Source organism: Paenarthrobacter sp. A20 (assembly GCF_024168825.1).
In the GTDB taxonomy this organism is placed as follows: domain Bacteria; phylum Actinomycetota; class Actinomycetes; order Actinomycetales; family Micrococcaceae; genus Arthrobacter.
On sequence record NZ_JALJWH010000001.1, the window covers coordinates 1,688,867 to 1,705,778 of the forward strand.

Below are 16,912 nucleotides of genomic sequence, written 5' to 3' on the forward strand. Positions count from 1 at the left end.
TGCACAGAACTGCGTGGACAATCGAGCCCACGAAGACGTTCACGTCGTAGGCCGCAGCAAAGGCGCGAGTGGTGTTAGCCCGTGTTTAGTACAGTTGTACATATGGCCTCTGACTACTTCCTTGGCGACCCTCGCACTAACTACGAGCGGATGATTTCAGGCGACTTCTACATCTCCGACGACCAGGACATCACGGCCAAACAGCAGCGGGCAATCCGGCTTGCGGGGGAATTTCACGCGGCATTCCTGGACGACGTCGAAGCCGCTCAGGCTGTCGCCCGTGAATTGCTGGGTGCCATGGGTGCGGACTCCCACATTCGCGCACCTATTTATGTTGATTATGGGTTCAACGTGACCGTGGGATCCGGAACGTTCATCAACTACAACCTGACCGCTTTGGATGTAGCCCCGATCCGGATCGGCAGCGACTGCCAGATCGGTCCTAACGTTCAGCTTTTGACGCCAACCCATCCTCTGGAGGCCAAGCCTCGGCGGGACAAGTTGGAGGCAGCGAAGCCAATCGTCATTGGTGACAATGTTTGGCTGGGTGGGGGAGTCATTGTGCTGGCGGGCGTGACCATAGGCGAGAACAGTGTTGTGGGTGCCGGTTCAGTTGTTACCAAGGATTTGCCTGCGGACGTCTTGGCTGTGGGAAGCCCCGCAAAGGTGATCAAATCAATCGGTTAGGTGGGGCATATGACAACCCGGAGAACTGACCCGGACAGGCGCGACCGGATCATCGAAGCCGCCTTGGATCTGATCGCGGCAGAAGGCGTCGCCGGAACGTCGCATCGAAAAGTCGCGGCCTTGGCAGACGTTCCCTTGGGCTCAATGACGTACCACTTCGATGGCATGGACCAGCTGCTCCACGAGGCGTTCACGCTTTTCGCCACCCGAATCAGCGACCGCTTCGAGCGACGCATGAACGAGGCGGAATCAGTCGAGGACGTGAAAGCGGCCGTTGTTGAGATGATCCTTGAGGATACCTACGGCGATCGGAACGCCCTGGTGCTGACGCTGGAGCTCTACACCCTGGCGGCCCGGCAACCGGCATTCCGGCACCTCACGCACGATTGGATGATGCGCAGCCGTACCGCGTTTGAGCGTCACTTCGAACCTGACGTTGCCCGGCAACTGGACGCTCTCGTTGAGGGGTTGTCGATACATAGGGCTTTTGAGCCACAGGACTACGATCGCGGGCTGGTCACCGAGGCGGTCGAGAAGCTGCTGGCCTCCGTGGCAACCCGGCCGGCTCCGACCACAAGCACAGGCCTGTTCTTCTCCGACAGCGCTCCGGCAACCGATCTTGCCGGGACCCGGCCGGCGAAGAGGCTTTAGCGACGTTGGGCTGTCAGGCTTGACCCTTGGCCCGAATCAGCGTCTCCGATCATGGGTAGGGTGCCGGCGAGTTTCCGGGCGTAAGCACTCTACGCAGGGCGTCTTTGGCGAGTGCTGTTGGAGCGTCCGTGAACGAGACGAACCGACGCACGGTCAGGCCCTCCACAAGGATCTCCAGGATCTCCGCGGTGACAGGGTCGAAGTGGCGCTGGAGGATCCGTGTGGTGCCATTGATCCATGCCCGGGCAAGCCTTCTGCATTCAGGGTCCCTCAGTGCAAGGGCCTGGAGTTCCCGACTCAGGCACAGGCTCCTCGCCGGTCTTGAAGCCTCTTCGTCGATGAGGATCAAGAGTTCTCGTGAAGCGCCGGCAGCATCGGTGACTCCTTCAAACCGACCCTCAAGCCGGTCCAGTTCATGGGCTATGAGCCGCTCGAACGCCGTCGCCAGAAGGTCCTGCAGCCCCGTGAAGTGATACGTCAGCGAGCCCAGCGGAACGTCGGCTTTGACGGCAATCCGCCGGAGGCTTGATTCTGCGACTCCATATTCGGCCACTACTTCCAAGGCCGCCTCCGCGATCCGGTCCCTGCGGTTCGGGTCGAAGCGCCGGCGTCTCCGAGCGGGGAGTGGCTGCGTGGCCGAGCTCCCGGAATTGTCCCGGGTGCGGAGACGGTCTCCTGCGTCCTGGCCGGATCCCGATCCCACGGTTGGCTGCGGATCATCCATGGCAATCTCTCAATCTGCCGAGTACTTCCTTGTATATGTACGTACGTACACTAGACATTAATTAGGTACGATCGTACACTAAAGTCTTGGAACTTGTGATGGGCATCACTCCATAACCGGAAAATCTGACGTGCTGCCCCAATAGGCAAAGCGTTACCCATGGATAATGCTTGAGTAAATGAATATAACGTGTACTCTTGCTTATAGGTGATGCGCCTCACTGGCCCAATCACAGCACTCCGTAGTCCATGGAGCAGCCCAAAGCTCAAGCAAACCAGCGATGGCTACAATCGAGAGGTTTTGAAGAATGACTGTTCAGCCTTCCTTGCAGACCGAAGGTCCAGCACAGACGAACTATGACGTCGTAATCATCGGCAGCGGCATGGGTGGCGGCACCCTCGCATATGCCCTGAAAGACAGCGGGGCAAGCGTTCTCCTTGTAGAGCGTGGAGGATTCGTTCCCCAGGAGCCGGAGAACTGGGACCCGGATGCGGTCTTCGAACAGGGGCGCTACAAGAATGCCGAAAAGTGGTACTCCGAGACCGGTGAGGCTTTCAACCCCGGGACGTATTACTACGTTGGCGGCAACACTAAGTTCTACGGCTCCTCGCTGGTGCGTTTCCGGCGCGAAGATTTTTCCGCCTCCGAGCATGAGGAGGGAACTTCGCCTCGGTGGCCATTCGACTATGACGCTTTGGCGCCGTACTACTCACGTGCAGAACACGTCTACAAAGTGCATGGCGATCACGACGATGACCCAACCTTGCCCAGGTCCGAACCATTCCCCTATCCCGCGATCGGGCACGAGCCGGAAATTCAAGCGGTCGCGGATGGTTTGCGCCGGCAGGGACTTACTCCGTCCAATATTCCCTTGGGGATCGACTGGCGCCAGGGCGGGGCATGCCTCCGTTGCCGGACCTGCGATGGTTTTCCATGCAGGGTCCTGGCAAAAATGGACGCCGACGTCGCCTGCGTTCGGCCCGCCCTTGAATCCGGAAACGTCGAAATCCTGACCGGTGCCTACGCCGAGAAGGTGCTGACGGATGCTGCGGGGCAGACGGCTACCGGCGTCGAGCTCGTTGTAGGAGGCCGGAGCATCGTGGTCGAGGCCGGCAAGGTCGTCGTTTCATGTGGTGCGGTCAACTCCGCAGCTCTTTTGCTGAGATCGGCGGATGATCAGCATCCCAACGGGCTCGCCAATTCTTCGGGCATGCTCGGCCGGAACTATATGGTGCACAACAACAGCATCATGGTTGCCTTCCATCCCAAGCGAAACAAAGTCGACTTCCAGAAGACGCTCTATTTCAACGACTACCTCCTCAAGGGCACCAAGGACTTTCCCTATCCACTCGGCCACGTTCAGCTGATCGGGAAGCTTCAAGGCGCCATGCTGGTTGGACAAAAGCCTTTCATTCCCAAATGGGCGTTGGATATCGCCGCCGGGCACAGCCTGGACTGGTGGCTGTTCACCGAGGATCTTCCGGACCCCGAAAACCGCGTGACCCTGAGGGACGACAAGGCAATTCAAATCAACTGGAAACCCAACAATGTCCGGGCCCACCAGCTCCTTGTCAAAAAGGTCAAGCGAATCCTGCAGAAGATGGGCTATCCCATGATCTTCAGTGAGACCACAGGAATTGCCGTGAATTCCCATCAGGCAGGGACCATCAGGGCAGGGGAGGACCCCCGCACATCCGTGCTCGATCCCACCTGCCGCACCCACGATGTCGACAACCTTTTCGTCGTCGACTCGTCCTTCTTCCCATCGCTACCCGTGATGAACCCGGCCCTGACGATCGCCGCGAACGCGTTCCGCGTAGCGGACCACATTGTGCCTGGTGCCAGCCAGCATTGGGCAGCAACACGTCAGAACCAATTTCTACCGATAACACCCGTACTTACAGGAAGTAACCACAATGACTGAGAAGCAGCTGACCGGCGGACAAATGATTGTCGACTGCCTCATCCGCGAAGGCGTTGATCGAGTCTTTGCCGTGCCCGGCCATGGCAACACCGCGCTCTTGGACGCCTTCGTGGATCGCTCGGATGAAATCCAAGTGATACCAGCCATGCACGAGCAAGGTGCTGCACACATGGCGGACGGGTATTACCGCGCCTCCGGCAGGATTGCCGCGGTGTGCACCTCCATCGGCCCTGGGGCCACCAATACGCTGACCGGCCTGGTAACAGCCTTCGCCGACTCCCAGCCATTCATTCTCATCACCGGCGCCGTCCACACGTATATGGAAAACCGCGGCGTCCTTCAGGAAATCGACCGCCCCCACGGTAACAACTTTCCCCGGATGGCGGAACCGGTTGTCAAGCGCTGGTGGCAGCCCAACCGCCTCGAACAGATTCCCACTGTCATGGCCCAAGCGTTCAACACCATGAACGAAGGCCGTAAAGGACCCGTTCTCGTAGACGTGCCCCAGGACCTGCAGGCCGAATACGGGAACTACGGACATATTCCAGGAGACCGGCGTGCACACACACGGCCCACTGGCGATGCACGGACCATCGCTGAAGCGGCGGCCCTGCTGGCTTCGGCCAAGCGTCCCGTAATTCTCGCTGGCGGCGGCGTCATCGCAGCTGAAGCCAGCGAGGAACTTCGCTCGATCGCCGAGCGGCTTGGTGCCCCCGTTACACACTCCTTCATGGGCAAGGGCGCCTTCCCCGCAGACCACGACCTGTACGCCTGGCCCTGTGGTGACATGGGCTCCATCCCGGGAAATCGCATGACGACCCAAGCCGACGTCATTCTCGCCGTCGGCTGCCGTTTCAGCGACCGCATCACTTCCTCCTACAAAGAGGGCACAACCTTCAACATCCCCTCCAGAACCAAGCTTGTCCAGATCGACATCGATGGTTTCGAGATTGGACGCAATTACCCCGTCGAGGTGGGGATCGTCGGTGACGCGAAGACTTCCTTGGCGTTGCTGCGGGAGTTGCTCGGCGACGGCCCCGACTACCACGGCACGGAATACTTCGAAGAACTCCAGGACTACAAGCAGCGCTGGGAGGACCACCTTGCCCCAATGCGCGAGACAGACTACCTACCGATGACCAATTCGCGGGCCATGGTGGAGATCCGCAAAGCTCTTCCCCGGGAGGGCATCCTGGTTACCGACTCCAGCAACCCCGCCAACCAGGCATTCAATGAGTTCCCTATCTACGGGCCGAAGACCAACATCGTCGCCGGAGGCATGTCCGGGATCGGTTTCGGTCTTCCTGCGGCCATTGGCGCCCAAATCGCAGTCCCTGAGACTCCTGTCCTCGCCATGGTCGGCGACGGCAGCTTCCTGCAGACCGGAACCGAGCTTTCAACCGCAGTCATGCTGGGCACACCCCTGGTGGTCGTTGTTTTGAACAACGGAGGCTGGGAGGCAATCAAGGACCTCCAAATCAGCCTGTTCGGGGCCGATCGGCGGCTCATCACCAACTGGTGTACTCCAGACGGAAAACCCTACTTCGCAAACATTTCCGAGTTCGCGCGTTCCCTGGGATGTACCGCTGAACGAGTCGAGGATCCGGCACGGCTTGCAGAGGCAATCGAGCGCGGTTTCGCTACGGACGGCCCTGTCGTCATCGAAGCCATGAGCGCGCACGAGCTTCCCTGGAGCGAGATGCACCCCACCGGGTGGTGGGACATCGCCGTCCCCGCATATCACGGCGAAACCCGCGACGAATACGTCGCGCAGCGCGGATTCTGACGAGGTAAAGCCATGGGTGAGATCAAGCTGGGCCTCAATCTCGAGTTTGCACGCTACGAAAACGGTTCGTTTGACTGGGCTATGGACCGCGCGGCGGAAATCGGCTTCCGATACGTGGAGCCCATGGTCCACTGGGGCCGTGAACTCTTGAGCGAGGCTGGCTACTTTCACAGCAGGTCCATGCTGGATGACCCGCTGAAGCTAAAGCATGCGGCGGAAAGCCGTGGACTGCAGATCTCGTCTATCTCCAGTCATGCTCCACTGGCCAAACCGGACATCGCTGTGGATTACCTCAAACAGGCCGTCCGCTATGCAGCTGAGTGCGGCGCTCCCATGATTATGGTCGACGACGGTCCCGTGCCTGTCTGGACTACGGAGGAAGAAAACTTCACCTTGATGAAGTACACCCTTCAAGAGGCGGCCATGGTTGCAGAGCCTCGCGGCATCGCCATCGCTATCGAAACCCACGGCCCCTATACGGCAACCCCCGAAGGGCTGGACCGGCTGATGAAGCTCGTGGACACACCCGTCCTCACCATCAACCTGGACACCGGAAACAGTTACCTGAGTGAGAACGATCCTCACGCTTGGCTGGAAGACATCATCTCCAACGTTACCCACCTTCACGCGAAAGATATCTCCGTAGAGGACGCCAGGAAGTACCGCGGGAAAGTCCGCGGAATGCTTGGGTGTGCCTGCGGCGAGGGCGTCATTGACTGGGAACGCATCGTTCGCACCCTGGCATCCGCTAACCACGACACCGTTCTCTCCGTTGAATGTGGGTCGTTGGATGCCGCAACCAAGAGTTTCCACTACCTGAGCGACGTGATTCGACGCGTCGGTCAACACTCTCCCCAACCCATCAGTTAATCCGGAGGAATAGTCATGAACAACAACTCATCGCTGGTCAGTAACCTGTCCCGGCGCGGCTTTATCTCCCTGGCAGGAGCGGCTGCGTTGACGGCCTCGATGTCCGCATGTGCAGCAGGAGGTGGAAGCGGCAACGCCGCCGGTTCCACCACCCTGAAATTTTGGGACATGCCTTGGGGCCCTACCGGCTACGCAGAAGAAGCCGAGAAGCTCGCCAAGTCATTCCAAGGTGCCGGCAACATCAAGGACATCGGATACCAGCAAGTTCTGTGGAACGGCTTCAACGAGACCTACTCGTCGGCCATCGCTTCAAAGACCGGCCCTGCAGTCTCGACCGGCGGCGGCTTCCAGTCGTTCCAATATGCTGCCCAAGGCGCCGTGGAGTACGCGGACAAGCTCATCGAATCGTTCAAATCGGACGGGCTCTACGACGATTTCCTTCCACACGTCCTGGACGCCATGAAGACACCGGAGGGCTACGTCGCCGTTCCATGGGCCGTGGACATCCAGACGCTCTGGTACCGCAAGTCAGTCCTGGACGCCGCAGGCGTGGCGGCGCCGACCACCTGGGATGAGTTCCTGGAAGCAGGCAAGAAGATCGCTGCGAAGGGCTACTACGCCTGGGGCATCAGCGGCGGTAGCGGCAACTTCGGCCCCATGGCAATCCTGAGCCTGATGATCAACAATGGCGGCGGCCTCTTCAACGAAGGCGGCGAACTCGACATCGTCACCGAACGGAACACCGAAACGGCCGAATTCGTCATCGAAGCAGTAAAGGCTGGATTGACCGATCCGGGCGCAGTGAGCCTCAAGGACGACGACCTGGTTACCCAGTGGACCAACAAGAAGGTCGGCATGGGTTTCTACTACCTCGGCCTGGACGATCAGCTTGCTGACAAGGACATCGTGGTCATGGACCCGCTCAAGGGACCCCACGGCGACACCGGCACCATCCAGTACGTCAACAACATCATGATGTACAAAAACACTCCGTCCCTGGAAGCATCCGAAGCTTTTGTCACCCACTACCTGAAGAACATGAAGGTGCTGTGGGAGAAGAAGCTGGTAACCCAGCTTCCCGCGCTGAAGTCCATCGCGGAGGCATCGTTCTTCACAGCAAGCCAGTCCAACGTCGACATCGTCAACAAGTGGCAGCCAGTAGCCAAGACCCTTGCTTCACAGGGTTCACAGTCCTCCGCCAAGCTTGCAGCGATCGACGGTGGACAAGCTATGGCGGACTTCTGCCAGACGCTGCTCGGAGGCAAGACCGACGCCAAGACAGCTCTCACTAAACTCCATGGCGATATCAAGTCTGTTACCTCGTCATGACTCAGCAATCTTCACTTGTTCGTCCTCCTGCCGGGCAGCATGGTGCCGCCCGGCAGGGGGAAGTAGCCCCCACCAAAAGGCGGAACCAACGGCGCCGTCAGCAGGTGCCCGGACAATCGCGTTCGACAATGGCATTGCTGATCGCGCCATCGGTCCTGATCCTGTTGCTGACCAATGCGTACCCCATTGCTTACGCTGCATTCCAGGCCGTTCACAACGGCTCCCTGATCAACTCCGGCGAGTTCGTGGGTCTGGATAACTTCGCCCGTGTCCTGGGTGGGGAAGCGTTCTGGAAGGCTGCGGGGTTCACTCTTGTCTTCACCTTCACAGGTGTCTTCGGAAGCTGGATTTCAGGACTGGGCCTTGCCCTTCTGCTTCAGAAGCGCATCCCGGCCCGGGGTTTTCTGAAAACCATCCTGCTGCTGCCTTGGGTGGTTCCGGTTGTCGTTTCGTCCACTTCCTGGAACTGGCTGCTGGCGACTGATTCCAGCCCCATCCCCTCGCTGTTCCGGACTTTAGGACTGGGCGAAGTGCGGTTCTTGTCAGATCCGTTCCTTGCACAGGTCACGGTGTGCCTGTTCATCGTCTGGCTGAATTTCCCGTTCATGATGCTCATGATGAGTGCTGCGCTTACGTCAGTGGACGAGAGCATCTATGAAGCCGCAAAGATCGACGGCGCCACACCGCGCCAGCAGTTCATCCACATGACACTGCCCATCATCGCCAAGCCCACCTATATTTCCTGGGTGCTCATGACGATCTTCTGCGTCAACGAATTCCCAGCCATCTACCTCCTGACGCACGGTGGCCCGGTGGGCTCAACAAGCACCCTCGTGGTCCTGGCCTACCGGACGGTTTTCCAGAACTTCCAAACCGGACCCGGGGTGGCCATCGCATTCATGATGACTGTTGCGCTGGCGACGGTCGCAACGATCCTGTTCCGGCAGATCCGAAAGTCGAGAGTCGAATGACAACCACCAGCCTCACCCGAAGCCCAGGCACCCAGGTGCGCAGGACCATGGACCCGGCGGACCGCGGCAAATGGAAGCGGTTCTGGATCCTGATCGTCGTCGCAAGCGTTGCCTTGGTCCCTATCGCAGGAACATTCATCCTGTCCCTGAGGTCAAACAACGGCACCGGCGGTGTGACACTGGATAACTTCATCCATGTCCTCGCCGACACCGAAGTAGTGGCATGGCTACTCAACAGCCTTCAGGTAACACTGGCAACTGTTGTTGTGTCCGTCCTTGTAGCCGCACCCGCCGGTTATGTGCTTTCCCGTGGCCGAAGCCGGCTCGTGGAAGGTTACTCGCTCCTGCTCTTCGTGATCCAGTCACTTCCCGTCATTACGTCGGTCATTCCATTGTTCATTTTGTTCTCCGGTATGGGCCTGGCCGATAACCTGATCGGGATCACCATCCTCTACGTCGCCAGTTCAATGTCCGTATCAACCTGGATGATGGCTTCGTACATGGACGGCATTCCAGACAGCCTGGAAGAGGCGGCCTGGATTGACGGGGCTTCTGTATTCGGTAGCTTCTGGCACATCGTCATGAAGAATTCGTTGCCGGGAATCCTCTCGACAGCCATCTTCACGTTCCTGATGGCCTGGAACGACTACCTGGTGGCCAGTATCTTCCTGCGGTCCTCAGGGACGTTTACGCTGCCCATCGGTGTTCAAACGTTCTTCCAGCAGCATTCAACAGACTGGGGTTCGGTTATGGCCGTCGCCGTCATCATGATGCTGCCTCCGGCGATCGTCTTTGCGGCCCTGAACAAATACTTCAGTGTCGGCGGGGTCGCGGGTTCCTTGGCAGGACGCTAAAAACGGCCACCACGTTGATGGAAGCGTAAGATCCGCCCGTTGGCTGCGCCCGCTCCCCATATTGGGGCGGTAGTGCCCGGGGATCCGCAATAAGCCGCTGCGCGGCCCTCCCCTCGGCGGAGACGACGACGGGCGGCATCTGAGGAGATGCCGCCCGTCCGTTCGTTAACAGCGCGGAACCCTTGCCCAGTCATCAAGGCAAGGACGGAGCGGGCCCCCGTCAGCGGTCACCCAGAAACGCTTCAATATCGTGTCCGCCGTTGAGTATCTCAGCGGTCCCATGGTCAGACGTTTGATGATCGATGAGCGCCGAATGCGCCAGCCGGGCCATTTCCTTGGTCGCAGGGGACAGCAGCTGTCCGTGCCTCTTGATCAGCGCCAGTGTGTCGTACATAGGCTCGGCCATGGATACAGCTTGCAATCCCCTCGGGTAAACCTCGGACTCCAGTGCCGCTCTGCAGGCAATTGTGTCGCCGAATCCGTCGGCGGCCAGGGAAAGCGCTGCCGAGAGGTACTCAACTTCAATACCGGCGTTCAGCGACAACCCCCGCAGGCGTGCCCTGGCGGACAGCTGCTTGCGGGCAGGGTCGGTTTGCGCGTAGTGGGCGTCGTAAAGGACCAGAGGAGCTGCGCATATCGCAGCGATGTCCGGTGGCGTTTGAACCCGCTCGGGAACTGCACTGACGTAGACCACTTCGTCACGTGCCAGCGGGAGTACATCGAGGCGGTCATCGTCGATCGGCAGGGTGACAAGACCCGCTTCCAGATGCCCGGCGACCACATCGCTTACGGTCTCTGCGCTGTTCTGGCCCACCAACCGAATCCGCACATTCGGGTGTTTTTGACGGAACCGCTTCGCCAGGTCCTGCCTGATGTAGTACTCCGCATTTCGTAGAAGGCCAAAGGTCGCCGTTCCTCCGCCTAAGGAGAGTAAGGCACTCACGGCTTCAGTGCCCTGTTTGGCGGCAAAAACGGTTTGCTCTGCATATGGCAGCAATTCTTCCCCCGCCGCCGACAACACAAGCGTTCGGCCACTGCGACTGAACAGAGAGGCTCCGAGTTCGGTTTCCAACCGACGAATAAGGTCGGATACTGCAGGTTGACTCATGCCCAGCGCCGCAGCCGCAGCCGTGAAAGTCTGTCCGCTGGCTGCTGCCACAAATGCTTCAAGTTGGGCCAAAGTCATAAGGCAATCCTATAGGTCGGTGGGGGATAGGACGGAGGCGGACTCGCCCTCCGGGAAGACGTGTCCACCCGCAGCTATGACCTGCGGCTGAAGCAAGCGGGCCAAAAGCCCGGGATCAAGGAGCCCCCGGGCCACGACAAGGTCCACGACCGTTCTTCCGGTTCTCAATGACTCCGCGGCTATCTCACCGGACGTCTGGTAGCCGAGGTAGGGGCTCAGTGCGGTGATGACTCCGATGCTGCGGGCAAGGTGTTTTTCGAGCGTGTGCTCGTTCGCAGAGATTCCGTCAACACATAAGTCGGCCAATGACTCGGCGGCGCCGCGCAAATGGTCGATACTTCTGAACAGACTCGCGGCGATGATCGGTTCGAAGGCGTTGAGCTGAAGTTGTCCTGCCTCGGCGGCCATGGAGATCGTCACGTCGGCACCGATGATTTCGAAAGCAACTTGATTGACGAGCTCGGGAATGACGGGATTCACTTTGCCTGGCATGATGCTCGAACCAGCCTGGCGCGGAGGAAGGTTGATTTCTCCCAGCCCAGCCCGAGGCCCGGACGAGAGCAGACGCAAGTCGCTGCTGATCTTGGATAGTTTCACAGCTGCCCGCTTGACCGTGGCGGAAATGAGCACAAAAACACCACAGTCCTGAGTCGCTTCCACGAGATCAGGGCTGGTGGTCAATGGCAGGCCCGTGAGTGACGCCAGCTTGTCCCGAACCAGGGCGGCGTATCGAGGGTGGGCATTAAGCCCCGTACCAATGGCAGTCGCGCCCATGTTGATCTCGTGGAGATTCGCCACCGCCTCACCCAACCGGGCCACATCTTCACGGATGGTCACTGCGTAGCTACGGAACTCCTGCCCCAATGTCATCGGCACTGCATCTTGAAGCTGGGTCCTGCCCATCTTCACAATATGGTCAAACTCCCGTGCCTTCCGCTCACAGGACCGCTCGAACTTGCCAAGGGCCTCCGCCAAGGCCCGGCAGCCCCAGATCGTGGCAATCTTTAAGGCTGTCGGATAGACGTCGTTTGTGGACTGACCCATGTTCACATGCTCATTGGGACCAACTAAGGCATAGGAGCCCTTCGCCTCCTTCATATACTCCAAAGCCCGGTTGGCTATCACCTCATTGGAGTTCATGTTTGTCGACGTCCCTGCGCCACCCTGAATCAGGGGTACAGGGAACTGTTCATGCAGTTGACCCGCCCTGAGGTCCCGGCAGGCCGAAACGATGGCATGCCCTACGCGCGGCGCAAGCAAACCCAGCTCCATGTTGGCCTGGGCCGCTGCTTCCTTGACCGATGCGATGGCCCTGACGAGTTGCGGCGTGGAGCCAACAGTCTCTCCGTTCAGCCGGAAGTTTTCCACCGCCCTCAGCGTGTGGATGCCCCAGTAGGCATCCCCGGGAATCTCCCTGGTTCCCAGAAGATCTGTTTCCACCCGGGTGTCACGCTCTTGGGTCATTCTCGTCCCCTAACTCTCTGGTGGGGTCCGAGATGTGGGCCCCACCCAGTTATAAGTTGATATGCATAGAAATCAGAAAAAGCATAGCTTTAACGTGCCTCAATGGGTGCCGTCGCTCGTCTTTGATAAGTAAAAGCTTTCGACTCTGTTACTTTCCCATAGGTAATGCTATGGTTGAAGGGTTTTCAAGTAACGTGGAGCACACGCACTACCTGCGCTCTGGCTCCAGCAACGAAAGAGAAATCCATTGCGCACCTCCCTTAAGAACGCTGAATTCACCATCTCGGACCCATCGTCGCCAGTCGGCGTGAGGCAAACAGTCGAAACAGTCATCGCGGACGTTCGTGACCGCGGCGACGCCGCGGTCCGCTCCTACTCCGAAAAGTTCGACAAGTGGTCGCCCGCGTGCTTCCTTCTTTCGCAGGACGAGATCGACGCGGCCATTGCCCGGCTCCCCGAACAAACCGTGGAAGACATCAAGACTGTTCAGCGGAACGTGGAGCGCTTCGCCCGTCTGCAATTGGACTCGCTCACTGAATTCGAAGCAGAAGTTGAGCCTGGAGTCATCCTCGGCCAGAAGAACATTCCAATTGACGCAGTTGGCGCCTACGTGCCCGGTGGCCGGTATCCTCTGTTGGCCTCTGCGCACATGACCATCGTCACTGCCAAGGTCGCCGGGGTTCGCAGGGTGGCTGCCGCCACGCCGGCTGCCGGGGGAGTGGTCCCTGACGCTTCAATCGCCGCCATGCACTTCGCCGGAGCGGACGAGATCTACCTCCTCGGGGGCGTTCAGGCCGTGGCCGCTCTTGCCGTCGGCACCGAGTCCATCGCCCCGGTCGATTTCCTGGCCGGCCCAGGAAATGCGTACGTTGCCGAGGCGAAACGGCAGCTGTTCGGTGAAGTGGGAATTGATCTCTTCGCCGGCCCCACAGAGGTTTTGATCGTCGCTGACGAGACGGCCGATCCGTTCCTTATCGCCGTCGATCTGCTCAGCCAGGCAGAACACGGCCCCGACTCGCCTGCCATTCTCGTCACCACGTCGCGCGTGGTTGGTGAGCAGGTTATTGAAGAGATCGACCGTCAACTGCTCGGCCTATCAACCCGTGCAGTCGCCGAAGTCGCTTGGCGCGACCACGGCCAAGTAATTCTGGTCGACGATCTGAAAGAGGCCTATGCCGTCGCCGACGAGTTCGCAAGCGAGCACGTGCAGATCCTGACTGCCAATCCCCGCGAGGCACTCGACAGCATGACCAACTACGGTGCACTATTCCTGGGCGAGAACACGTGTGTTTCCTTTGGCGACAAAGTCATCGGCACCAACCATGTGCTGCCCACACGTCAGGCCGCCCGCTACACCGGCGGCCTGTGGGTCGGGAAGTACATTAAGACCGTCACTTACCAGGAAGTCACTTCCGTGGCTGCCAGCGCTGAGCTGGGGGAGCTGCTTGGCAGGGCAGCTCGCGCGGAAAACTTCGAAGGCCACGCACGATCCGGTGACATCAGGGCTGCCAGACTCGCCGGTGAACGCCCAGCCTGGGCTTCGTAGGTTCCTTGAGGTGGGGTGCCTGTTCTCTCAGTTCGCCCCACCGTTTACCTGCGGGGCTGCCACGGCGCCAATCCGATCGCCAAAGCAAGGAAAGGAGCTTCCCTATGGAAAAGAACGCCCGGCGGCGAGGTCGCGGTGACGTTTCTCCACTGCCCCGTTGGATCGAAACTGCCCTGGCCTGGCTCGATCCCAACAACGTTGTGAACCCAAAAAGACTGGCCGGTCCGAACAGTACTTCGTCAACTGTTGTGCCTTCTGGAAGCTTGTTCAGCACAATCTACGCCGGAAGCCATCGCCGCTACTCCAGGCACGAATCCGACTGACAAGGTCTGTTCGGCCGGAGCGCCCGGTGCTCCCATGCGCATTCAACCTATGGAAGAAGATGAACAATTTTACTGCCGCTCACGGATCTCCAGCTGTCTCCCTCTCTGGCAAGCCTATGCCGCAGGACGACTGGTGTCTCACGAGAGGTCGCCATATCGAAGTACGTCACCGTCTGAACGCTACCCGTATGGGTCTCGTGGAGGACGTCACCTCGGACGGGTCCATACTCTGGCTCGCGGCGGACGGACCGGTAACCAGGACGATGGTGGAGAAGTCCGAGGGCTACGAAGTATGGGCAAGCGAGGAACAGTTTCCGACATGGAACGCGATGCCCACTCTGTAGTCGGAGCCTTGCCATCCCCGACGGCAACTGGCCCTCATGCCGCTTCCAAGTAGGGATGAGCAACTGCCAGTTCAATCAGGGCATTTTGGACTGCCCGCGTACGCGCCAAGCGCTGAAGTTCCCGCGGTACCGCCAACCAATACATTCTGCGGATACTCACCGAGTCTGCCAGGATCCGGACGAGACGTCCGTCGGGTTCGCCCACAAACAAAGGCAAAACGGCAACCCCAAGGCCGGCGACCGCAGACATCCACTGTCCCGTGAGGTTGTTGGTCTGAATGGCGGGGCGGACCCCTGGCAATGCTGCGTCCAGGAATCGCAAGTCGGGGATATCCAGGAGGGAGTCCACGTATCCAATAACAGCGTGTTCCTTCAGGTCCTCGACTGCGGATATGACGGGATTCGCTTCCAAATACGCCGGGGCAGCATAGAAACCCAGGGGATACGCGGCCAGTTCGGTGGCGTCCACGCCCCGGATGGTGGGCTTGGCCAGCGAAATGCCGACATCAAACTCTTTCGTTGCCAAGAGGTTCAAGCGGGTAGCTGTAACGATCTCAACCGCCAAGTCCGGGTGCCTGCTTCTCAGGGCTCCGAGCCCGGGACTGAGGACAAATGCCCCGAATCCATCCGGGGCTGCTATGCGGATGGTTCCCGATATGCGTCCGGGTCCCGACCCGAGTTCTTCGGCGGCGGCTAACAACGAGGACTCAACGGCTTCCGCGTGGACCGCGAGGCGTTCACCGGCATCGGTGAGCTTCCATCCGCCTGCGGAACGAACGAACAATCTGGAACCGGCACTGCGCTCCAAGTGCGATATCCGTCGTCCCACGGTCGTGTGGTCCACTCCGAGGCCGCGTGCAGCAGCAACGAGCTTGCCGGTTCGGGCTGTTTCGAGGAAGAAGCGGAGGTCGTCTGCCGAAATCATGCCCCCATCTTACGTGCATATTTGCACAGCAACGGGTACTTTTGGTCATTGTTTCGGGCGAAAAACCTATGGAGACTCGAAAGAGAATATCAATGACAATCGCCGGGACGGAGTCCGTCCCCTAGGAAAGAACAGAGGAAGATATGGTCGCAAATATCGCGTTGCCCAGGATCATGAAAGTTGGCGGAGGTGCCATCGAACACGTTGGTGCCCTGCTGGAGGAACTTGGAGCAGCCAGGCCTCTGGTTGTCACAGACGCATTCATGCTGACGACTGGCAGCGTAAACGCGCTCCTGCATTCCATCGAGAGCAGCGGGCTGGAGGCTGCTGTCTTTTCAGGCGTGGTGCCGGACCCCACCACGGACTCCCTCCACGAAGGTGTAACTGCCGCGCACAACCACGAGGCGGACATCATCATCGGTCTGGGAGGTGGGAGCGCCATCGACACAGCCAAAGCTCTCGGTTTGCTGAGCCGCCAAGGCGGTCAGATGCGTCACTATAAGGCTCCACGCAACAACAACGGGCCAGCCATTCCCGTCGTCGCCATCCCCACGACGGCAGGCAGCGGATCGGAAGCAACGCAATTCACGATCATCAGCGACTCGGAAACGCATGAAAAGATGCTTTGTGCTGGGATCTCGTTCCTGCCAGTGGCCGCAGTCATTGACTACGAGCTAACAGTCTCCATGCCACCGCGGCTGACGGCCGATACTGGAATCGATGCGCTCACACACGCCATCGAAGCCTACGTAAGCCGTAAATCGAACCACTTTTCTGATGCGTTCGCGCTCTCGGCAATACGGGCCATCGGCTCGAATCTCAGGCCCGTGTATGCCGACGGGGCGAACACCAAGGCGCGAGAAGCGATGATGCTTGCCTCAACCCAGGCAGGTATTGCCTTCTCGAACTCCAGCGTGGCACTGGTCCATGGCATGAGCCGCCCCATCGGAGCCCACTTCAACGTCGCACACGGACTTGCGAATGCGATGCTGTTTCCGGCCGTTACAAAATTCTCGATCTGTGCCGCCGAGTCGAAGTACGCGGACTGCGCACGGGCATTGGGCGTCACCTCTTCGAGCAGTTCGGACCATGAAGCAGCAAACGCCTTGGTCGCGGAACTGGACACGTTGAACCGGGACCTTGCCGTACCGACACCTGAGGCCTTTGGAATCGATCGCTCCGAGTGGGAAGCCAAAATCGCGCTCATGGCCGATCAGGCGCTTGCCTCCGGCTCGCCGGGTAACAACCCGCTCATTCCTGATGCCGGGCAGATCCGGGCCATCTACGAGGAAATTTACGCCTAACTATCCTCAGCGGGACCGAAGCCA

Annotated in this window: 15 protein-coding genes; 11 read left to right on the plus strand and 4 right to left on the minus strand. The window is 59.4% G+C overall.

The features are described 5' to 3' along the window. The first annotated feature begins 102 nt into the window (after positions 1 to 102). Both J3D46_RS08175 and J3D46_RS08180 read left to right on the plus strand, forming a co-directional pair. On the plus strand, positions 103 to 687 hold the full coding sequence (locus tag J3D46_RS08175; protein ID WP_231342880.1) for a sugar O-acetyltransferase: 585 nt from the start codon (positions 103 to 105) through the stop codon (positions 685 to 687). A gap of 9 nt (positions 688 to 696) precedes the next feature. Continuing rightward, positions 697 to 1,338, plus strand: coding sequence for a TetR/AcrR family transcriptional regulator (locus J3D46_RS08180; RefSeq protein WP_231342879.1), 642 nt, complete (start codon positions 697 to 699; stop codon positions 1,336 to 1,338). Positions 1,339 to 1,387: 49 nt separating this feature from the next. On the opposite strand, the gene J3D46_RS08185 is transcribed toward J3D46_RS08180, so the two are convergent. Continuing rightward, on the minus strand, positions 1,388 to 2,062 hold the full coding sequence (locus tag J3D46_RS08185; RefSeq protein WP_253466276.1) for a TetR/AcrR family transcriptional regulator: 675 nt from the start codon (positions 2,060 to 2,062) through the stop codon (positions 1,388 to 1,390). 307 nt (positions 2,063 to 2,369) lie between these two features. Here J3D46_RS08185 and J3D46_RS08190 point away from each other — a divergent pair, with 307 nt between their 5' ends. The 6 genes from J3D46_RS08190 to J3D46_RS08215 all read left to right on the plus strand — a co-directional run bounded on the left by J3D46_RS08190 (position 2,370) and on the right by J3D46_RS08215 (position 9,796). Continuing rightward, positions 2,370 to 3,986 (plus strand): GMC family oxidoreductase, encoded by a 1,617-nt coding sequence (locus tag J3D46_RS08190; RefSeq protein WP_253466279.1) that lies wholly within the window; start codon positions 2,370 to 2,372, stop codon positions 3,984 to 3,986. After that, positions 3,979 to 5,772: a thiamine pyrophosphate-binding protein gene (locus J3D46_RS08195; RefSeq protein ID WP_253466281.1), complete on the plus strand. Its 1,794-nt coding sequence runs from the start codon at positions 3,979 to 3,981 to the stop codon at positions 5,770 to 5,772. The genes J3D46_RS08190 and J3D46_RS08195 overlap by 8 nt, the downstream gene beginning before the upstream one ends. Positions 5,773 to 5,784: 12 nt before the next feature. After that, positions 5,785 to 6,642 (plus strand): sugar phosphate isomerase/epimerase, encoded by an 858-nt coding sequence (locus J3D46_RS08200; RefSeq protein WP_253466283.1) that lies wholly within the window; start codon positions 5,785 to 5,787, stop codon positions 6,640 to 6,642. Positions 6,643 to 6,657: 15 nt separating this feature from the next. Further along, complete coding sequence (locus tag J3D46_RS08205) at positions 6,658 to 7,971, plus strand: ABC transporter substrate-binding protein (RefSeq protein WP_231342868.1); 1,314 nt, start codon at positions 6,658 to 6,660, stop codon at positions 7,969 to 7,971. A 128-nt stretch (positions 7,972 to 8,099) separates the two neighbouring features. Continuing rightward, positions 8,100 to 8,942: a carbohydrate ABC transporter permease gene (locus J3D46_RS08210; protein WP_231342866.1), complete on the plus strand. Its 843-nt coding sequence runs from the start codon at positions 8,100 to 8,102 to the stop codon at positions 8,940 to 8,942. Next, the gene (locus tag J3D46_RS08215; RefSeq protein WP_253466286.1) at positions 8,939 to 9,796 is read left to right on the plus strand and encodes a carbohydrate ABC transporter permease; all 858 of its coding nucleotides are present in this window, start codon (positions 8,939 to 8,941) and stop codon (positions 9,794 to 9,796) included. Before J3D46_RS08210 ends, J3D46_RS08215 begins: the two co-directional genes overlap by 4 nt. Before the next feature lie 220 nt (positions 9,797 to 10,016). Here the strand turns inward: J3D46_RS08215 and J3D46_RS08220 are convergent, their stop codons facing one another. Together J3D46_RS08220 and J3D46_RS08225 are read right to left on the minus strand one after the other, a co-directional pair. Continuing rightward, positions 10,017 to 10,982: a LysR family transcriptional regulator gene (locus J3D46_RS08220; protein WP_231343429.1), complete on the minus strand. Its 966-nt coding sequence runs from the start codon at positions 10,980 to 10,982 to the stop codon at positions 10,017 to 10,019. Positions 10,983 to 10,991: 9 nt separating this feature from the next. Next, positions 10,992 to 12,446: an aspartate ammonia-lyase gene (locus tag J3D46_RS08225; protein ID WP_231343428.1), complete on the minus strand. Its 1,455-nt coding sequence runs from the start codon at positions 12,444 to 12,446 to the stop codon at positions 10,992 to 10,994. Between the two features lie 247 nt (positions 12,447 to 12,693). Here J3D46_RS08225 and hisD point away from each other — a divergent pair, with 247 nt between their 5' ends. Together hisD and J3D46_RS08235 are read left to right on the plus strand one after the other, a co-directional pair. After that, positions 12,694 to 13,992 (plus strand): histidinol dehydrogenase, encoded by a 1,299-nt coding sequence (gene hisD, locus J3D46_RS08230; RefSeq protein WP_253466288.1) that lies wholly within the window; start codon positions 12,694 to 12,696, stop codon positions 13,990 to 13,992. A gap of 511 nt (positions 13,993 to 14,503) precedes the next feature. Then, entirely contained in the window at positions 14,504 to 14,659 is a 156-nt protein-coding gene (locus J3D46_RS08235) for a hypothetical protein (protein WP_231343425.1), read from the plus strand. 34 nt (positions 14,660 to 14,693) lie between these two features. Here the strand turns inward: J3D46_RS08235 and J3D46_RS08240 are convergent, their stop codons facing one another. Further along, positions 14,694 to 15,584 (minus strand): LysR family transcriptional regulator, encoded by an 891-nt coding sequence (locus J3D46_RS08240; protein WP_231343424.1) that lies wholly within the window; start codon positions 15,582 to 15,584, stop codon positions 14,694 to 14,696. A gap of 143 nt (positions 15,585 to 15,727) precedes the next feature. Here J3D46_RS08240 and J3D46_RS08245 point away from each other — a divergent pair, with 143 nt between their 5' ends. Next, positions 15,728 to 16,888 carry an iron-containing alcohol dehydrogenase gene (locus tag J3D46_RS08245; RefSeq protein ID WP_231343423.1) on the plus strand — a complete coding sequence of 387 codons (1,161 nt, stop codon included), beginning with the start codon at positions 15,728 to 15,730 and terminating at the stop codon, positions 16,886 to 16,888. Positions 16,889 to 16,912 lie beyond the last annotated feature (24 nt).